This is a genomic window from Waltera acetigignens, assembly GCF_025567015.1.
In the GTDB taxonomy this organism is placed as follows: domain Bacteria; phylum Bacillota; class Clostridia; order Lachnospirales; family Lachnospiraceae; genus Acetatifactor; species Acetatifactor acetigignens.
Genome location: NZ_JAOQJO010000013.1, coordinates 87,355 through 104,022, shown reverse-complemented (window position 1 = coordinate 104,022; position 16,668 = coordinate 87,355). Strand labels below are relative to the sequence as shown.

General features: G+C 47.5%; 13 protein-coding genes and 1 tRNA gene. 11 read left to right on the top strand and 3 right to left on the bottom strand.

Annotated elements, in window-relative coordinates; genetic code table 11:
• The first annotated feature begins 62 nt into the window (after positions 1–62).
• The 4 genes from OCV96_RS12900 to OCV96_RS12885 all read left to right on the top strand — a co-directional run bounded on the left by OCV96_RS12900 (position 63) and on the right by OCV96_RS12885 (position 4,959).
• Entirely contained in the window at positions 63–1,244 is a 1,182-nt protein-coding gene (locus OCV96_RS12900) for a BMP family lipoprotein (protein WP_022312981.1), read from the top strand.
• Between the two features lie 99 nt (positions 1,245–1,343).
• Positions 1,344–2,888, top strand: a complete 1,545-nt coding sequence (locus OCV96_RS12895) for an ABC transporter ATP-binding protein (protein WP_118537834.1) — start codon at positions 1,344–1,346, stop codon at positions 2,886–2,888.
• Between the two features lie 4 nt (positions 2,889–2,892).
• A complete protein-coding gene (locus OCV96_RS12890) occupies positions 2,893–3,999 on the top strand; it encodes an ABC transporter permease (protein ID WP_118669522.1) in 1,107 nt (368 codons plus the stop codon).
• Entirely contained in the window at positions 4,000–4,959 is a 960-nt protein-coding gene (locus tag OCV96_RS12885; protein ID WP_118669523.1) for an ABC transporter permease, read from the top strand. It abuts the gene before it with no gap.
• A 92-nt stretch (positions 4,960–5,051) separates the two neighbouring features.
• Here OCV96_RS12885 and OCV96_RS12880 read toward each other — a convergent pair.
• The 3 genes from OCV96_RS12880 to OCV96_RS12870 form a co-directional block, all read right to left on the bottom strand.
• A tRNA-Thr gene (locus tag OCV96_RS12880) sits at positions 5,052–5,124 on the bottom strand.
• Between the two features lie 131 nt (positions 5,125–5,255).
• Positions 5,256–6,068, bottom strand: coding sequence for an ABC transporter permease (locus OCV96_RS12875; protein ID WP_118669524.1), 813 nt, complete (start codon positions 6,066–6,068; stop codon positions 5,256–5,258).
• The gene (locus tag OCV96_RS12870) at positions 6,052–6,825 is read right to left on the bottom strand and encodes an ABC transporter ATP-binding protein (protein ID WP_117466478.1); all 774 of its coding nucleotides are present in this window, start codon (positions 6,823–6,825) and stop codon (positions 6,052–6,054) included. The genes OCV96_RS12875 and OCV96_RS12870 overlap by 17 nt, the downstream gene beginning before the upstream one ends.
• A 200-nt stretch (positions 6,826–7,025) precedes the next feature.
• On the opposite strand from OCV96_RS12870, the gene argH reads away from it, so the two are divergent.
• From argH to OCV96_RS12835, 7 genes are all read left to right on the top strand, one after another.
• Positions 7,026–8,447, top strand: a complete 1,422-nt coding sequence (gene argH, locus OCV96_RS12865) for an argininosuccinate lyase (RefSeq protein ID WP_118731278.1) — start codon at positions 7,026–7,028, stop codon at positions 8,445–8,447.
• A gap of 65 nt (positions 8,448–8,512) precedes the next feature.
• On the top strand, positions 8,513–9,598 hold the full coding sequence (asd, locus tag OCV96_RS12860) for an aspartate-semialdehyde dehydrogenase (protein ID WP_022312974.1): 1,086 nt from the start codon (positions 8,513–8,515) through the stop codon (positions 9,596–9,598).
• 15 nt (positions 9,599–9,613) lie between these two features.
• Positions 9,614–11,332, top strand: coding sequence for a putative bifunctional diguanylate cyclase/phosphodiesterase (locus OCV96_RS12855; protein WP_117466480.1), 1,719 nt, complete (start codon positions 9,614–9,616; stop codon positions 11,330–11,332).
• A 29-nt stretch (positions 11,333–11,361) separates the two neighbouring features.
• On the top strand, positions 11,362–12,663 hold the full coding sequence (locus OCV96_RS12850; protein ID WP_117466481.1) for an AAA family ATPase: 1,302 nt from the start codon (positions 11,362–11,364) through the stop codon (positions 12,661–12,663).
• Between the two features lie 20 nt (positions 12,664–12,683).
• On the top strand, positions 12,684–14,732 hold the full coding sequence (locus OCV96_RS12845) for a DNA topoisomerase (protein ID WP_262594682.1): 2,049 nt from the start codon (positions 12,684–12,686) through the stop codon (positions 14,730–14,732).
• A gap of 18 nt (positions 14,733–14,750) precedes the next feature.
• Positions 14,751–15,422 (top strand): LbetaH domain-containing protein, encoded by a 672-nt coding sequence (locus tag OCV96_RS12840; protein ID WP_022312970.1) that lies wholly within the window; start codon positions 14,751–14,753, stop codon positions 15,420–15,422.
• Between the two features lie 157 nt (positions 15,423–15,579).
• Complete coding sequence (locus OCV96_RS12835; RefSeq protein WP_262594681.1) at positions 15,580–16,614, top strand: ABC transporter substrate-binding protein; 1,035 nt, start codon at positions 15,580–15,582, stop codon at positions 16,612–16,614.
• Positions 16,615–16,668: the final 54 nt, after the last annotated feature.

Sequence of the window (16,668 nt, the reverse complement as noted above, 5' to 3'; positions counted from 1 at the left end):
AATGATAATATTACCGTTGTGATTCAATGTTTTAATATTTACATTTTTAGGAGGAAAAAATTATGAAAAAGTTTCTGGCACTTGCACTTGCATCTGTCATGGCTGTTTCTCTGGTAGCATGCGGCAGCACCAATGCTGACACCAATGCAGAATCCAGTGCGGCAGCTACCACCACTGCAACAACTGCAGAGAGCAGCAGTGAAGAACCCGGTCTGAAGATCGCTATCGTATCCAGCCCCTCCGGCGTGGATGACGGTTCCTTCAATCAGGACAACTACAACGGTGTTCTGAAGTTCATTGAGGAGAATCCGAATGCAACCGTAACCCCCATCCGTGAGGAGACCGGTGACAGCGCAGCAGCTGTTCAGGCTGTAGCTGATGTTGTAGCTGATTATGATGTTATTGTATGCTGTGGTTTCCAGTTTGCAGGTATCGGCAATCTGGCACAGGAGAATCCGGATACCAAGTTCATCCTGATCGATTCCTGGCCTACCGTTGATGGTACCGAAGTAACCGCAGATCAGGTGATCGACAACGTATACGCTGCTTACTATGCTGAGCAGGAGAGTGGTTTCTATGCAGGTATGGCTGCAGCTCTGTCTACCACCACAGGTAAGGTAGCAGTAGTAAACGGTATTGCATATCCTTCCAACGTGAACTACCAGTATGGCTTCGAGTGCGGTGTTAAGTATGTGAACGGTACCGAAGGCATGAACGTAGAAGTAGTAGAGCTTCCTTCTTACGCAGGTACCGATGTTACCGGCGCTAACGTAGGCGGTAACTATGTTGGTAACTTCTCCGATGAAGCTACCGGTAAGGTACTGGGTAATGCTCTGATCGCTGAAGGCGTGGACATCCTGTTCGTAGCAGCAGGTGGTTCCGGTAACGGTGTATTCACCGCTGCAAAGGAAGCTGAAGGCGTTAAGGTGATCGGTTGTGATGTTGACCAGTATGATGACGGTGCAAACGGTGACAGCAATATCGTTCTGACCAGTGGCCTGAAGGTAATGCATGATACTGTTTACAACGTACTGAACGAAGTAAAAGACGGTTCCTTCAAAGGTGCTAATGTGACTCTGACCGCAGCAGATGATGCTACCGGTTTCGTAAGTGAGGAAGGCAGATGCCAGCTCACCGCAGAGGCTATTGAGAAGATCAATGCAGCACAGGCTCTGTTAAAGGAAGGCAAGATCGTTCCTGCGGCAAACTTTAACGGTGTAACTCCGGAGACCTTTACCTGGTAGGAAGAATGGATTCACAAGAAGGTGATGGTGAGGAACTGTCACCTTCTTCTTGTTTAAACTGCTGTTTAGGCAGGAAAATGTACAGAAATGAGGATGAACATGTCGGAATATATTGTTGAGATGAAACACATCACCAAACGTTTTCCCGGGATCGTAGCCAATGACGATGTGACGATCCAGATCAAAAAGGGAGAGATCTTTGCCCTTCTGGGAGAAAATGGTGCAGGAAAATCCACCTTGATGAGTATGCTGTTCGGAATGTACGAACCGGATGAAGGAGAGATCTATATCCGGGGTGAAAAGGTGAAGCTGGAATCTCCCAATCATGCCACCAAATTAAACATCGGTATGGTACACCAGCATTTCAAACTGGTATCCAACTACACCATTGCTGAGAATATCGTAATGGGTATGGAGCCGGTGAAGAAGGTGCTGGGATGTATTCCGGTAGTGGATATGAAGAAGGCCAATCAGGATATCCGGAACCTTTCGGAAAAATACGGACTGGCAGTGAACCCCACCGATGTGATCAGCGACATTAATGTCTCTACACAGCAGAGAGTAGAGATCTTAAAGATGCTTTACAGAGAAGCGGAGATCCTCATTTTTGATGAACCCACAGCGGTTCTGACACCGCAGGAGATCGATTTCCTGTTGGATATTATCAAATCTCTGCGGGATGACGGCAAGACTATCATCCTGATCACACATAAACTGGAAGAAATCAAACGGATCGCGGACAGATGTGCCATCCTGAACCACGGACGTCTGATGGATGTCATGGATGTGGCTACCACGTCCACCAAAGTTATGGCCAACAAAATGGTAGGCCGTGAAGTGAATTTTGAGACAGAAAAAGAGCCTGCAAAACCGGGTAAGACCATACTCAGTATCGAGAAACTGAATGTTTACAATAAACAGGATTTCCAGGTGGTAAAGGATGTATCTCTGGAGGTACATTCCGGTGAGATCGTTGCGATCGCAGGTGTGGCAGGCAACGGACAGGTAGAAATCGCAGATGCTATTGCGGGACTGGTACCGGTGCGTTCCGGCAAGATCCTGTTAAACGGCAGAGACATTACGAACCTGTCTATCAGAGAACGAACGACCGAAGGAATTTCCTATATTCCCGAGGATAGACAGAATTACGGACTGGTCATGGATTTTACCCTTTCGGAGAATCTGGCGCTTCGTAATTATTACAAAGAGCCGTTCTGTCATAAGGGAGTACTGGATCAGAAGATTTTTGAAGACAACAGTGAAAAACTGATAGAAAAATACGATATCCGAAGCGGCCAGGGCAGCAAGACAGTGGTACGTTCCATGAGTGGTGGTAATCAGCAGAAAGCCATTATTGCCAGAGAAGTGGAACAGGATTCCTCCCTGATGATCTTTGTGCAACCCACCCGTGGACTGGATATCGGTGCCATAGAGAATATCCACAAGCAGATCATTGCAGAGAGAGACAAGGGCAAGGCAATCCTTCTGATCTCTCTGGAATTGGATGAGATCATGAATTGTGCGGATACCATCGCAGTTATTTATAACGGAAGCATACAGAAGATCGCCAAAGCCAGTGAACTGACCACCAATGAAGTGGGAGAGTTCATGATGGGCGTAAAAAACAAGGAGAAGGAGGCATAAGACCATGAAAAAATTTACAAAATTATGGAATGCGGTAAAGATTCCTCTCCTTGCGATCCTTTGTAGTCTTGTGGCAGGTGGTGTGATCATCGCTGTGACCGGTTCCAATCCCTTTAAGGCTTATTACGCACTTCTACAGGGAGGCGGACTGGCACCCAAGTCCTCCTACGCCAGCTACAAGAGTATGCTGACGGACTTTATGAGTTATGTGAACTATTTTACCCCCATGATCTACGCGGCACTGGCTGTGGCGGTAGCACTCCGCGCCGGACTGTTTAATATCGGCGTCTCCGGACAGATGCTGGCAGCCGGATTTACCGCAAGCATCGTTGTGGGCTACAGCAGTCTGAACGCCGTGCTGGCAAAGCCGCTGGTAGTAATCATTGGCCTGATCGTCGGTGGTCTGGTGGGGGCACTGATCGGCTTCCTGAAATACCGGTTTAATATCAATGAGGTCGTTTCCTCTATTATGTTAAACTATACGTTCCAGTATGTGATCAGTTTCTTCATCAATACCTTTTTCGTGGATCCGGTCTCCAGACAGTCAAAGGAAATCTCCGCAGCTTCCAGGCTGACACTGATGGATACCATGGTGGGCAATCTGAAAATGGATATTCCGCTGGGAATTATTCTGGCTCTGCTTACGGTGGTGGCTGTATGGTTCCTGTTAGAGAAGACAAAGCTTGGTTATGAACTGAAGGCTGTGGGCTATTCCCGCAGTGCTGCAAAATATGCAGGTATCAAGGTAGGCAGAAGCATGGTACTGTCCATGACGATTTCCGGTGCACTGGCCGGACTTGCCGGTGTGACTTATTATCTGGGCTATGTGGGATCCATTCAGCCAAAGGTATTGATCAGTACCGGATTTGATGCCATTGCGGTATCCCTGCTTGGTAACAACAATCCCTTCGGTATTGTATTTTCTACTATGCTGATCACCCTGATCAGCAAGGGAAGTACTTATATGAAATCAGCGGCCGGCGTGGATGCGGAGATTGCATCCGTTATCACCGGTATCATCCTTTTGTTCAGCGCATGTAATGCTTACATCAAGTGGAAGATGGAACGAAGCAGAAGAGAGAAAACCAACAAGACAAAGGAGGACAAATAAATGGATATTGTGATCATTGACGGGTTATCCTTTGCATTACCTTTATTTATTATGGCAATTGGCGGTATCTACTGTGAGAAATCCGGTGTGACCATGCTGGCGGTAGAAGGCTTACAGGGTTTTGGCGCCTTTATCGGTGCATTCGTGGCGGTTGCCATTGCGGGAAACTTTGCCGGAGACTCTCTGGCGCCTTTCTACATTGCCATGGTTATGGCGGCTGTGGGCGGAAGTCTGTTTGCACTGATTCATGCCATGTTATGTCTGAAGTTCAAGGCCAATCAGGTTATCAGTGGTGTGGTAGTCAATATTCTGGCCATGGCGCTGACCGCATATTTAACGAAGCTGTTCAACAGAGTGGTATTTGGTGCTACGTCCGATAAGTTCGTACTGACTGTTTCTTCCAGAATTACCATCCCGGGAATCTCTAAGATTCCGGTACTGGGAGCGGTATTTACCAATCTGTATCCTTTTGAACTGGTGATTGTGGTAGTGGCTTTCGTGGCGTGGTTTGTGATGTATAAGACCCGCTTCGGCATGCATCTGCGTGCCTGCGGTGACAATCCCCATGCAGTGGATGCGGCCGGAAGACAGGTGGGACAGATCCGTCTGGCAGCCATTATGATCTGTGGTGCGTTGTCGGGACTGGGAGGTATCTGTTTCGCGTATTCCATTTCCGCGAACTTTTCCTCCAGTATTTATGTAGGTTACGGTTATCTGGCTATTGCGGCACTGATCTTCGGCAACTGGCGTATCCTGCCGACTCTGGGAGCGTGTCTGTTGTTCGGATTTGCCAGATCCGGTGGATACCGTCTGGTACAGGTACTGCAGATGCCCAGCAGTTATCAGGATCTGGTCATGATCCTGCCTTATGTACTGACTTTGCTGCTTCTGGTATTCTTCTCCAAACAGAACGGTGCACCGAGAGCACTGGGAGTGATCTACGACAAAGGTGCAAGATAAGCAGACATTTGCAGAACGCAGTTTTGCATGGCTCTGAAGAGTTACTACAAAAAAAGAGAAAGCGAAAAGCTTTCTCTTTTTTAATACATATAAGCTGAAAATGGGACTCGAACCCACGACCCCTTCATTACGAGTGAAGTGCTCTACCAACTGAGCTATTTCAGCGGACTAGGTTATTATATATGTTCTTGGGAAATTTTGCAACTGTAAAATTTATTATTTTCGCAGAACGTTTCACAAAGCCGTAAATTATGTAGGAGACCGTAAGTCGAAAACGCCTGCGGATCTCCGAAAGGTCAGTTGCGGTGCTTTTTGCTGTAATGTTCCAGAGACTGTGTCAGCAGATAGAGCAGCATGGCAATCACACATAGCAGTAAGATGGAACTGATCACCATATCCAGCTGGAAGACCTGGGAACCGTAGATGATCAGGTAGCCCAGTCCCCGTCTGGCGGCGAGAAATTCCCCGATGATAACACCTACCAGGGACAGCCCGATATTGACTTTGGTGGTACTGAGCAGGGTGGGAATGGATCCCGGCAGTACCACTTTGAAAAAGATATCCTTGCGGTTTCCACCCAGTGTGCGGATCAGAATCTCCTTTTCCGGATCTACCTGATGAAAGGCGGTGTAAAAGCTGATGATGGATCCGAATACTGCCACAGAGATTCCAGCAATGATGATGGTGTTGATCCCGGTGCCCAGCCAGACAATAAACAGAGGAGCCAGAGCGGATTTCGGAAGGCTGTTGAGCAGTACCAGATAAGGCTCTAAGATCTCCGACAGCTGCCTGGAAAACCACAGCAGAGTGGATAACAGAAGACTGACGAAAAATACCAGCAGGAAACTCAGGATCGTTTCTAACAGTGTGATACCGATATGCATCGGAAGGGATCGCTCTGTCCATAATTCTCCAAGGCACAGAATGACTCTGTGGGGACTGGAGAAAAAGAAACTGTCGATCCAGTCAAGATCTGCACTTACTTCCCACAGGAGTAAAAAGATTCCCAGAAGAAAAAAGCGCAGGAAGGAGACCTGTCTGTGATGGCTTTTGTGTTTTCGAAGATATTGTTCCTGAACGGTCAGAGGTTGTTTAGTTTGTGGTCTCATCCGTTAATTCCTCCCAGAGTTGTTTGAAATAATATGGAAATTCTGGCGCATTTCTGGCAGCCAGCGGTGATGCATCCGGAAGCGTGAGCCGGATGGGGAGAACGGCCTTGATCGTCGCCGGCCTCGCAGACAGTACATAGACCTTGTCGGCCAGACTGATGGCCTCCGACAGATCGTGAGTGACGATAATCATAGTCTTACCAGCCTGCCGGATCAGCCGGCAGATATCCGCGGATACCATGAGCCTGGTCTGGTAATCCAGGGCGCTGAAGGGTTCATCCAGAAGGAGCAGCTGGGGATCCAGGGCAAGGGTGCGGATCAGGGCAGCACGCTGCTTCATGCCGCCGGACAATTCGCTGGGACGTTTATCCTGAAAGCTTTCCAGACCATAGTCGGACAGAAGCTGTTTCACATAGTCGGTACGCTCTTTGGTAAGAGCATGATGAATCTCCAGTCCCAGAGTGACATTCTGGTAGATGGTACGCCATTCGAAGAGATGATCGTGCTGCAGCATATAGCCGACACGGGGATAGTGAAGGGATCCGTCGGGATTGTTGACTACGATGGTGCCGGTCTCCGGAGCAAGCAGTCCCGCAATGATAGACAGCAGCGTGGACTTCCCGCAGCCGCTGGGACCTACTAAAGCGACAAATTCCCCTTCCTCCACCTGAAAGGAGACATCTTTTATGGCACCGGTCTCGCCCGCCAGATTATGATAGGAGTAACCTATGTTTTTTAATTCGATGAGAGCTCCCATAAAAAGGCATACTTCCTTAACTTGAATATTTATTGTTATAGTATGAATTTAAAAGAAAAAAGTGTTTTTGCTACCCGAAAGTGATGAAATTCACTGTATTGCATTAAAGTGTCGTTTGTGATATGATTAATTGCAATCAATGTCTATGAGAAAAATTGTCTGATAGGCTGCTGACAGAATAAAAAGATGGGAGAATGACCATGGCACAATTATGGGGAGGACGCTTTACGAAACAGACCGATCAGCTGGTATTTGATTTCAATGCGTCCATAACATTCGATAAGAGATTGTTTCATGAAGATGTCACCGGAAGTATCGTACATGCCACCATGCTGGCAAAGCAGGGAATCCTCACCGAGGAGGAGAAAAAGAGCATTATCGAAGGACTGACCGGTATTTTGGAGGATGTGGATGCCGGAAAGCTTACAATCGACGAAACCCAGGAGGATATCCACAGTTTTGTAGAGGCAACCCTGATCGACCGGATCGGTGATGCAGGAAAAAAGCTTCACACCGGACGCAGCCGTAACGACCAGGTGGCGTTGGACATGCGTCTCTATACCAGAGCGAGAGTGGCAGAGACAGACGGACTTCTGGAAAAGCTTCTGGAAGCCATTCTGGACACCATGGAGAACAACTTAGAGACCTATATGCCGGGATTCACCCATTTACAGAAGGCACAGCCCATTACTCTGGCTCATCATTATGGTGCCTATTTTGAAATGTTCAAGAGGGACAGACAGCGTCTGGCCGATATTTACAAACGTATGAATTATTGTCCTCTGGGAGCAGGAGCACTGGCCGGTACCACGTATCCGTTAGACCGTGAGTATACCGCAAAGCTGCTTCGTTTTGAAGGACCGACATTAAACAGTATCGATTCCGTGGCGGACAGAGATTATCTGATCGAGTTCCTTTCCGCACTTTCCACGATCATGATGCATTTAAGCCGTTTCAGCGAAGAAATCATTATCTGGAATTCCAATGAGTACCAGTTCGTGGAACTGGACGATGCCTATTCCACTGGAAGCAGCATTATGCCTCAGAAGAAGAACCCGGATATCGCCGAACTGGTAAGAGGCAAGACCGGAAGAGTCTACGGTGCCCTGATGGCGTTACTTACCACAATGAAGGGACTGCCCCTTGCTTATAATAAAGACATGCAGGAAGACAAGGAGATGGCTTTTGATGCCATGGATACCGCAGCGGACTGTATTGCCTTATTTACCGGCATGATAAAGACCATGAAGTTCCGTAAGGACCGTATGGCAAAGAGTGCCATGAACGGATTTACCAATGCTACGGATGCCGCAGATTATCTGGTAGGTAAGGGCGTACCTTTCCGGGATGCTCACGGCATTATCGGACGCCTGGTACTGTATTGTATTGAAAAGGATACTTCCATTGATGCCCTGAGCCTGGAAGAATTACGTTCCATCAGTGATAAGTTTGATGAGGACATTTACGATGCCATTTCCTTAAAGACCTGTGTGGAAAAGCGGCTGACCATCGGTGCTCCCGGTGCGGAAATGATGAAGCAGGTCATTGAGAAAAATAAAGAATACCTGAAAACAAATGCCATAGAAGTATATCAACAGGCTTTGGAAGACCGCATTCAGTAAGTGGAAACTGAACAGGTCTTTTGCAGATAAAATAAAAATGCACAAAGATGAGGAGGAAATGAAAAATGAGTGAAAAATTACGTGTAGGTATCCTGGGCGGAACCGGTATGGTAGGTCAGAGATTTATCTCTCTGTTGGAGAACCATCCCTGGTTCGAGGTAACGACCATTGCTGCCAGCCCTCGTTCCGCAGGCAAGACTTATGAGGAGGCCGTGGGTGACCGTTGGAAGATGACCACTCCCATGCCCGAAGCTGTGAAAAAGCTGGTAGTCATGAATGTCAATGAAGTAGAAAAAGTAGCCGCACAGGTTGATTTCGTATTCAGTGCGGTAGATATGACCAAGGATGAGATCAAGGCCATCGAGGAAGCATACGCAAAGACCGAAACCCCTGTGGTATCCAACAACAGTGCCCACAGATGGACCCCCGATGTTCCCATGGTAGTACCCGAGATCAATCCCGAACATTTCCAGATCATCGAGGCACAGAAGAAGAGACTGGGAACCACCAGAGGATTTATCGCTGTAAAGCCCAACTGCTCCATCCAGAGCTATGCACCGGTTCTGACCGCATGGAAGGAATTCGAGCCTTACGAAGTGGTAGCAACCACTTATCAGGCAATCTCCGGCGCAGGCAAGACTTTTAAGGACTGGCCCGAGATGGTAGGCAATATCATTCCTTACATCGGTGGTGAGGAAGAGAAGAGTGAGAAAGAACCCTTACGTATCTGGGGTAAAGTGGAAGGCGATAAGATCGTTCCCGCAACTTCTCCCGTGATCACTTGTCAGTGCATCCGTGTTCCGGTATTGAACGGACATACCGCAGCCGTATTTGTTAAATTCCGTAAGAAGCCCACCAAGGAGCAGCTGATCGAGAAACTGGTCACCTTCAGCGGTGAGCCTCAGAGACTGGGACTTCCCAGCGCACCGAAGCAGTTTATCCAGTATCTGGAGGAGGACAACAGACCTCAGGTGGCTCTGGATGTTGATTTCGAGAACGGTATGGGTATCAGTGTAGGTCGTCTGAGAGAAGATACCGTATATGATTACAAGTTCGTAGGTTTGTCACACAATACCTTACGTGGAGCAGCTGGGGGAGCATTGCTTTGCGCAGAACTTTTGAAAGCACAGGGTTACATCACCAAAAAATAAAGGGTGAGTGGGGTTATGAACGAGTTACGCTATCAGCTGGATCTTATGCGCGCAATGAATCAGAAACTGAGCGCTAAGGAGAGAATGTATCGTCTGTTGTGCGATACCATGGATTATGCTTATATCTACTATTCTTTTGAAAAGAATACAGTCACTACGCTGGGAAAATGGGATGATTTCTTTGACTTCCAGATTCTGGACAGAAGAGATTTTGTAAAACTTCAGGAGATGGTGGACGAACCGTATGTGTTGGCACTTCGGGAAATGCTGTTTTTGGAAAAGAGCGGTCGGGAGACGGACTCTGTGGAATGTATGCAGAGGGGAAAGAAGACCTGGCTGCAGTTTTCCAGCAGGATTTTCTACGAAGATGGCAGGCCGACGGATCAGATTATTGTGGTACAGAATATCACCAAACAGAAAACACAGAACGAAGAGCTTCTCTACATGGCGTATTACGACAGTCTGACTGGACTGTACAACCGTAATTATTTTGTGCGTCTTCTGACCGAATTTCTTCGTCGGGCCAAAGAGGATAACCGGCTGGTCAGCGTGCTTGTTATTGATATTGATGATTTCCGCAAGGTAAATGACGGACTGGGAATCGTGGCGGGGGACGAACTGGTACAGCAGTTTGGCTCTTTTCTGAAGGAATTTAACGGGGATGATGTGATCGTCTGCCACCTGACCAGTGATGTCTACTGCATGGCCATTTATGATCCTTGTGGGAACAAAAGTGTGGAACATATTCATAAGAAGATCGTTAAGCGCACCAGGGAGCCGTTTTATCTGGTGGGCGGGCAGGTTCTGAACATCACCGTAAGTGTCGGTGTGGCGGAATATCCGGAGGCTGCGACTTCCGCACTGGAACTGATCAACTGTGCGGAAATCGTAATGTTCAAGGGAAAAGCCATGGGCAAGAACCGGATCCAGTATTTCGATACGCCGATCCTGAACGATTTCCTGAAAAATGTAGAACTGGACAGCAAATTAAAAGAGGCTGTTTTTGAGAATAATTTTCTGCTGTATTATCAGCCCCAGTATTATGCGGGCAACCGTAAACTGCGGGGCGTGGAGGCACTGATCCGCTGGAAGGATGGCAACGGCAGAATGATCAGTCCGGCAAAATTCATTCCCATTGCGGAGAAGAACGGAACGATCATTCCTATCGGCAACTGGGTACTGGAACAGAGTATCCGTACTTTTTCCGAATGGAGGAACCGTTACGGAGTTCCTTTTGTGCTGTCAGTGAATATTTCCGCGTTGCAGTACCAGAAGGAAGATTTTGTGGAAACCCTGCTGAATATCATTCATAAATACGATGTGGATCCGGATGAAATCGAACTGGAGATCACAGAAAGCATTTTGATCGACGATTTCAGTGCAGTTACCGAGAAAATGCAGTTGTTGAAGGAGTACGGGATTCGCATTTCACTGGATGACTTCGGAACAGGATTTTCTTCCCTGTCTTACTTAAAGAAGCTGCCTATCAATACGCTGAAGATTGATAAATCATTTACCGACACGCTGCTGACGGATTCTGCGACCCGGATTATTACGGAGTCTATTGTAAGTATGGTGAAATCCCTGGGATTTGAGTCCATTGCGGAAGGCGTGGAGGAAGAACAGCAGTATAAATATCTGCGGGCCGTCGGGTGTGATATCATTCAGGGATATCTGTTTGGAAAGCCGTTGTCACAGGAAGAGATCGAACAACTGTTGCAGAAGATGTACTGATCTGCTGGGTCAGAAAGAAAGAGGCTGCCATGCTGACTGGAAGGGAACAGGAAACAGCTTTTTTGGAAAATCATTATAAGAGAACAGGGAGTCAGATCCTGGTGGTGTATGGACAGAGAGGCGTTGGCAAGACGGCTCTCTTAACCTCTTTTACGGAGAAAAAACAGACGTTGCGTTATAGTGCGGGAAACTGTTCTTCCAGAGAACAACAATATTTGTGGGGACGGGAACTGCGAAGCCGGGGAAAGGAGATTGCAGAGTATCCTTCCTGGCGGGAATTGCTGGAATGCATGACAATACAGAAAGGCGAAACGACAGCAGATAAGAAAGTACTTATCATAGAGAATTTTCAGTATCTTTTAAAAGGGGATACTTTGTTTTTGCAGGAACTGATCCGGTTCCTGAAGGAGAAAAAAGAAGCACTGTTAGTGATCCTGACCACCTATGCCTCCGGCTGGGTGGAGAACAGCATGATTTCCAAAGTGGGAAATCTGGCATTTTCCGTCAGCGGATTTCTGAAGGTGAAGGAACTGCCTTTTTCCGCCATGCGTAAGATATTTTCCGACTATACGGTACAGGAAAGTATTTCGCTTTATGCGACATTGGGAGGGCTGCCGGGACTGTGGCGGCTGCTTTATCCGCAGAATTCGGCAGAAGAAAATCTGATCCGGCTGCTTTTACAGAGGAACAGCTTTCTGCCGGAGCTTATGATAAAATGGCTGTCGGAGGAATTGCGGGAGACGGCAGTTTATGACACCATTCTGGCAACGCTGGCAGACGGAAGACATGGAAAACTGAACGATATGTATGCACATACCGGATTTTCCCGGGCCAAGATCAGTGTATATCTGAAGAATTTGATGGAACTGGAGCTGGTGGAGAAGGTGCTGCCCGGTACATATGAGATCTGTAATGCGTTTGTCCGGTTTTATTTTTGCTTCCTGTTTCCGCATCAGACGTCTGAGCGGACAGAAGGCAGTACATTTTATGAAAAATACATCCGGGAAGAATATAATGATTTTCAACTGTTGACCTATCGCCGGATCTGTCAGGAAGTGCTGCAGGGACGTTTCCGGACGGTTGAACTCTGGAACAGCAGACAGGGGAAAATCTATTTTCTGTGCAGGGAGGACACCGGCAGAAAGATCGTGGTGGATTATTCCGGCACGGTATGTTATACTTCGAAAGATTATGATGTGCTGCAGGCATCCATGAAGAGGGAACATGTGACTGCAGACAGCATTCTGATATTTAGCGAGAATGGATATGAGAAGACATTAACGGAAGGAACGGTACAGATACTGGTGCATTCCGTGGATGAGAACTCGTAAGACAGGAAAGATGGTATTACGTGGGTAAAAATTTATTTATTGCAGAGAAACCGAGCGTGGCAAGAGAATTTGCCAATGCTTTAAAATACAATATGCGTTCCAAAGACGGCTATCTGGAATCGGAAGAGGCTATCGTTACCTGGTGTGTGGGACATCTGGTGACCATGAGTTATCCGGAGGTGTATGATGAAAAGTTCCGGAGATGGAGCTTTGACACCCTGCCTTTTCTACCGACGGAATTCAAATACGAAGTCATTGAAAGTGCGAAAAAACAGTATACGATCGTAAGTTCCCTGCTGAACCGGCCGGATGTTACGACAATTTATGTCTGCACCGACTCCGGAAGAGAGGGAGAATACATCTATCGTCTGGTGGAGCAGATGTCGGGCGTACAGGACAAGGAACGGAAACGTGTATGGATCGACTCCCAGACGGAGGAAGAAATCTTACGTGGAATCCGGGAGGCAAAAGATCTCTCAGCCTACGACAATCTGGGAAATGCTGCCTATCTGCGGGCCAAGGAAGATTATCTCATGGGTATCAATTTTTCCAGAGCCCTGACGTTAAAATACGGCAACACGGTAAAAGGGTATCTCAAAAGAGACCGGGCAGTGATTTCTGTGGGTCGTGTCATGACCTGTGTCCTCGGAATGATCGTGAACAGAGAGCGGGAGATCCGTTCGTTCACCAAGACTCCCTTTTACCGGGTGATCGGTAATTTTAAATTACAGGAGAAGCCCTTTACCGCAGAGTGGAGAGCAGTGGAAGGCTCGAAATATTATAATTCTCCGGCACTGTATAAAGAGAACGGCTTCAAGAAAAAAGAGGATGCCGAGCGTCTGATCGCAGAGCTTACCGCAGAACCGGTGGGCCCGGTGACTGTCACCGGCATTGAGAAGAAAAAAGAGAACAAGAATGCACCGCTTCTGTACAATCTGGCGGAGTTACAGAATGACTGTTCCAAATACTTTAAGATCAGCCCGGATGAGACTTTGCGGATCGTACAGGAACTGTATGAGAAAAAGATGACCACTTATCCCCGAACGGATGCCAGAGTCCTGTCTACGGCGGTGGCAAAGGAAATCCACAAGAATATCGGTGGCTTACGCAGCTATGCTCTGGCCACTCCTTTTGCCAAAGAAGTGTTAGAGCAGGGGACCTATAAGAATATTGCGAAGACACGTTACGTGAATGATAAGCAGATCACGGATCATTATGCCATCATTCCAACGGGACAGGGACTGAACAATCTGGCAGGTCTGGCCCCTACGGCGGCAAAAGTGTACGAGGTCATTGTACGCCGGTTCCTGAGTATTTTCTATCCTCCGGCAGTCTATCAGAAGTTCTCTCTGACAGTGAAGGTAAAGGAAGAAAACTTTTTTGCCAGCTTTAAGGTACTGGTACAGGAAGGGTATCTGAAGGTGGCGAACTTCTCTTTTAAGAAGGAGAATACGGCACCGAAGGAAGATAAAGAGAATGAGAATGAAAGCGCTGATGAAAAATGTGATGCAGAGCTTACCAATCTGCTGATGCATCTGAAAAAAGGAGATTCTCTGACTGCGGATACCTATGAGATCAAGGAGGGCGAGACTTCGCCGCCCAAGCGTTACACTTCGGGAAGCATTATCCTGACCATGGAAAATGCGGGTCAGTTTATCGAGGACGAAGAACTGCGGGCCCAGATCAAGGGAAGCGGCATCGGCACCAGCGCCACGAGAGCGGAGATCCTGAAGAAACTGGTGAATATCGAATATCTGGCACTGAACAAGAAGACCCAGGTGCTGACTCCCACCCAGATGGGAGAGATGATCTATGACGTGGTATCGGATTCCATAAGACCACTTTTAAATCCGGCACTGACGGCCAGTTGGGAAAAGGGGCTTACCATGGTGGCGGATGGTGTGATCACACCGGAAGAGTACATGGGAAAGCTGACGGATTTTGTGGGAAGGCGAACTACCGCTGTACGCAGCCTGAACAATCAGGGAGTGCTATGGAGACAGTTCCAGGCTACAGAAGAATTTTATCAGAAGAAGACAAAGCAATCCAATGCCAAAAATAAGGAATAAAGATGAGGAGAAATTATCATGGAAAATATTACGATTGAGAATCTGTATGATCTGAAGGAGACCATTGCGGCAGATCTGTTCACCGAGGCAGAATATCCCTGGGAGGTGCTTCCCAGAATCCACGATTTCATTCTGGAACTGGGTAAGAGACTGCCGGAAGAAATTTATGAAAAAAGAGGCGAGGATATCTGGGTGGCAAAGAACGCGAAGGTAGCTCCTACCGCCTGCCTGAACGGTCCGCTGATCATTGATGAAGAAGCGGAGGTCCGTCACTGTGCCTTTGTCCGTGGCAATGCCATTGTGGGTAAAGGCGCGGTAGTTGGCAATTCCACGGAACTTAAGAACGTGGTTCTGTTCAATAAAGTACAGGTGCCACATTATAATTATGTGGGAGACAGTGTGTTGGGCTTCAAGTCCCATATGGGAGCCGGTTCCATTACTTCCAACGTGAAGAGCGACAAGACGCTGGTGGTTGTAAAGAACGGAGAAGAGAAGATTGAAACCGGGCTGAAGAAGATGGGGGCCATGTTGGGAGATCATGTAGAAGTGGGTTGCAACAGCGTACTGAATCCCGGAACAGTCATCGGACGCAATTCCAACGTGTATCCTACTTCCTGTGTCAGAGGGGTGATCCCTGCTGGACATATCTTCAAAAGACCCGGAGATGTGGTGAAAAAAGATAATATCTAAAAATTAGATCATTATTATTCAAAGCATCGATGAATTTTGATTGACGAATGTCCTTTTATGGGTTATGATATTTATCAGTGCAACGCTTTGACGGGGTAAAGCGTCTGCGCATTACAGTAAGCAGATCGTAAGATCCGCAGAAAAGAGGACATTTATTATGAAAAAGAAATTATTATCTGTAGTACTTACCGCAGTAATGGCAGCATCTGTCCTGACAGGTTGTGGCAGCACCGATAACGGAACTGCTTCCACCGCAGCAGCTACCGGCACAGCCCAGAGTGAAGCAGTAGCTACTAGTGCCGCTTCCACAGATGGCAAGGTATATAACATCGGTATCTGCCAGCTGGTTGAGCATGAAGCTCTAGATGCAGCAACCCAGGGATTCCAGGATGCTTTAAAAGAAAAGCTTGGTGATAATGTAAAATTTGATCTGCAGAATGCACAGGGTGAGCAGACCACCGCAGCTACCATCTGTAATGGGTTCGTATCTGATGGTGTGGATCTGATCCTTGCCAATGCAACCTCTCCTTTACAGAGTGCAGCAGCAGCTACCACCACGATCCCCATCTTAGGTACTTCCGTAACGGATTATGCTACCGCACTGGAGATCTCCGACTGGTCCGGTGCTACCGGCAGAAATATTTCCGGTACTTCTGATCTGGCTCCTATTGAAGAGCAGGAAGCTATGTTAAAGGAACTGTTCCCGGATGTAAAGCAGGTTGGTCTGTTATATTGCTCCGCAGAAGCTAACTCTCTGTATCAGATTCAGCTGTTTGAGGCTGCTCTGGACAAAGATGGTATTGCATATAAAGAGTATGCTATCGCCGATACCAACGAAGTACAGTCCGTTACCACGGCTGCCGCAGGCGAGTGCGATGTTCTGTACATCCCTACCGACAACACACTGGCATCCGTAACCGAGACTGTATATAATGTCGTAGCTCCCGCTAAGATCCCTGTTATTGCAGGTGAAGAGGGTATCTGCAACGGCTGTGGCGTAGCAACCTTATCCATCAGCTATTACGATCTGGGATATGCTACCGGTGAGATGGCTTACGAGATCCTGGCTGAGGGCGCAGACATCACTACTATGGATGTACGTTATGCTCCCAATGTTACCAAGAAGTACAATGCCAAGATCTGTGAGGAGCTGGGTATCACCGTTCCCGATGATTACGTAGCAATTCAGTAAGAGTTATACAGGTATTTAAGTACGGTTCTAACAAAATATACTTCGATAGGGATA

Excerpts from the sequence above, each read along its gene's own strand:
- OCV96_RS12835 (WP_262594681.1), top strand. The coding sequence starts at position 15,580 with ATGAAAAAGAAATTATTATCTGTAGTACTTACCGCAGTAATGGCAGCA.
- OCV96_RS12875 (WP_118669524.1), bottom strand. The coding sequence starts at position 6,068 with ATGAGACCACAAACTAAACAACCTCTGACCGTTCAGGAACAATATCTT.
- OCV96_RS12850 (WP_117466481.1), top strand. The coding sequence starts at position 11,362 with ATGCTGACTGGAAGGGAACAGGAAACAGCTTTTTTGGAAAATCATTAT.
- argH (WP_118731278.1), top strand. The coding sequence starts at position 7,026 with ATGGCACAATTATGGGGAGGACGCTTTACGAAACAGACCGATCAGCTG.
- OCV96_RS12885 (WP_118669523.1), top strand. The coding sequence starts at position 4,000 with ATGGATATTGTGATCATTGACGGGTTATCCTTTGCATTACCTTTATTT.
- OCV96_RS12890 (WP_118669522.1), top strand. The coding sequence starts at position 2,893 with ATGAAAAAATTTACAAAATTATGGAATGCGGTAAAGATTCCTCTCCTT.
- OCV96_RS12870 (WP_117466478.1), bottom strand. The coding sequence starts at position 6,825 with ATGGGAGCTCTCATCGAATTAAAAAACATAGGTTACTCCTATCATAAT.
- OCV96_RS12895 (WP_118537834.1), top strand. The coding sequence starts at position 1,344 with ATGTCGGAATATATTGTTGAGATGAAACACATCACCAAACGTTTTCCC.
- OCV96_RS12900 (WP_022312981.1), top strand. The coding sequence starts at position 63 with ATGAAAAAGTTTCTGGCACTTGCACTTGCATCTGTCATGGCTGTTTCT.
- OCV96_RS12855 (WP_117466480.1), top strand. The coding sequence starts at position 9,614 with ATGAACGAGTTACGCTATCAGCTGGATCTTATGCGCGCAATGAATCAG.
- OCV96_RS12840 (WP_022312970.1), top strand. The coding sequence starts at position 14,751 with ATGGAAAATATTACGATTGAGAATCTGTATGATCTGAAGGAGACCATT.
- asd (WP_022312974.1), top strand. The coding sequence starts at position 8,513 with ATGAGTGAAAAATTACGTGTAGGTATCCTGGGCGGAACCGGTATGGTA.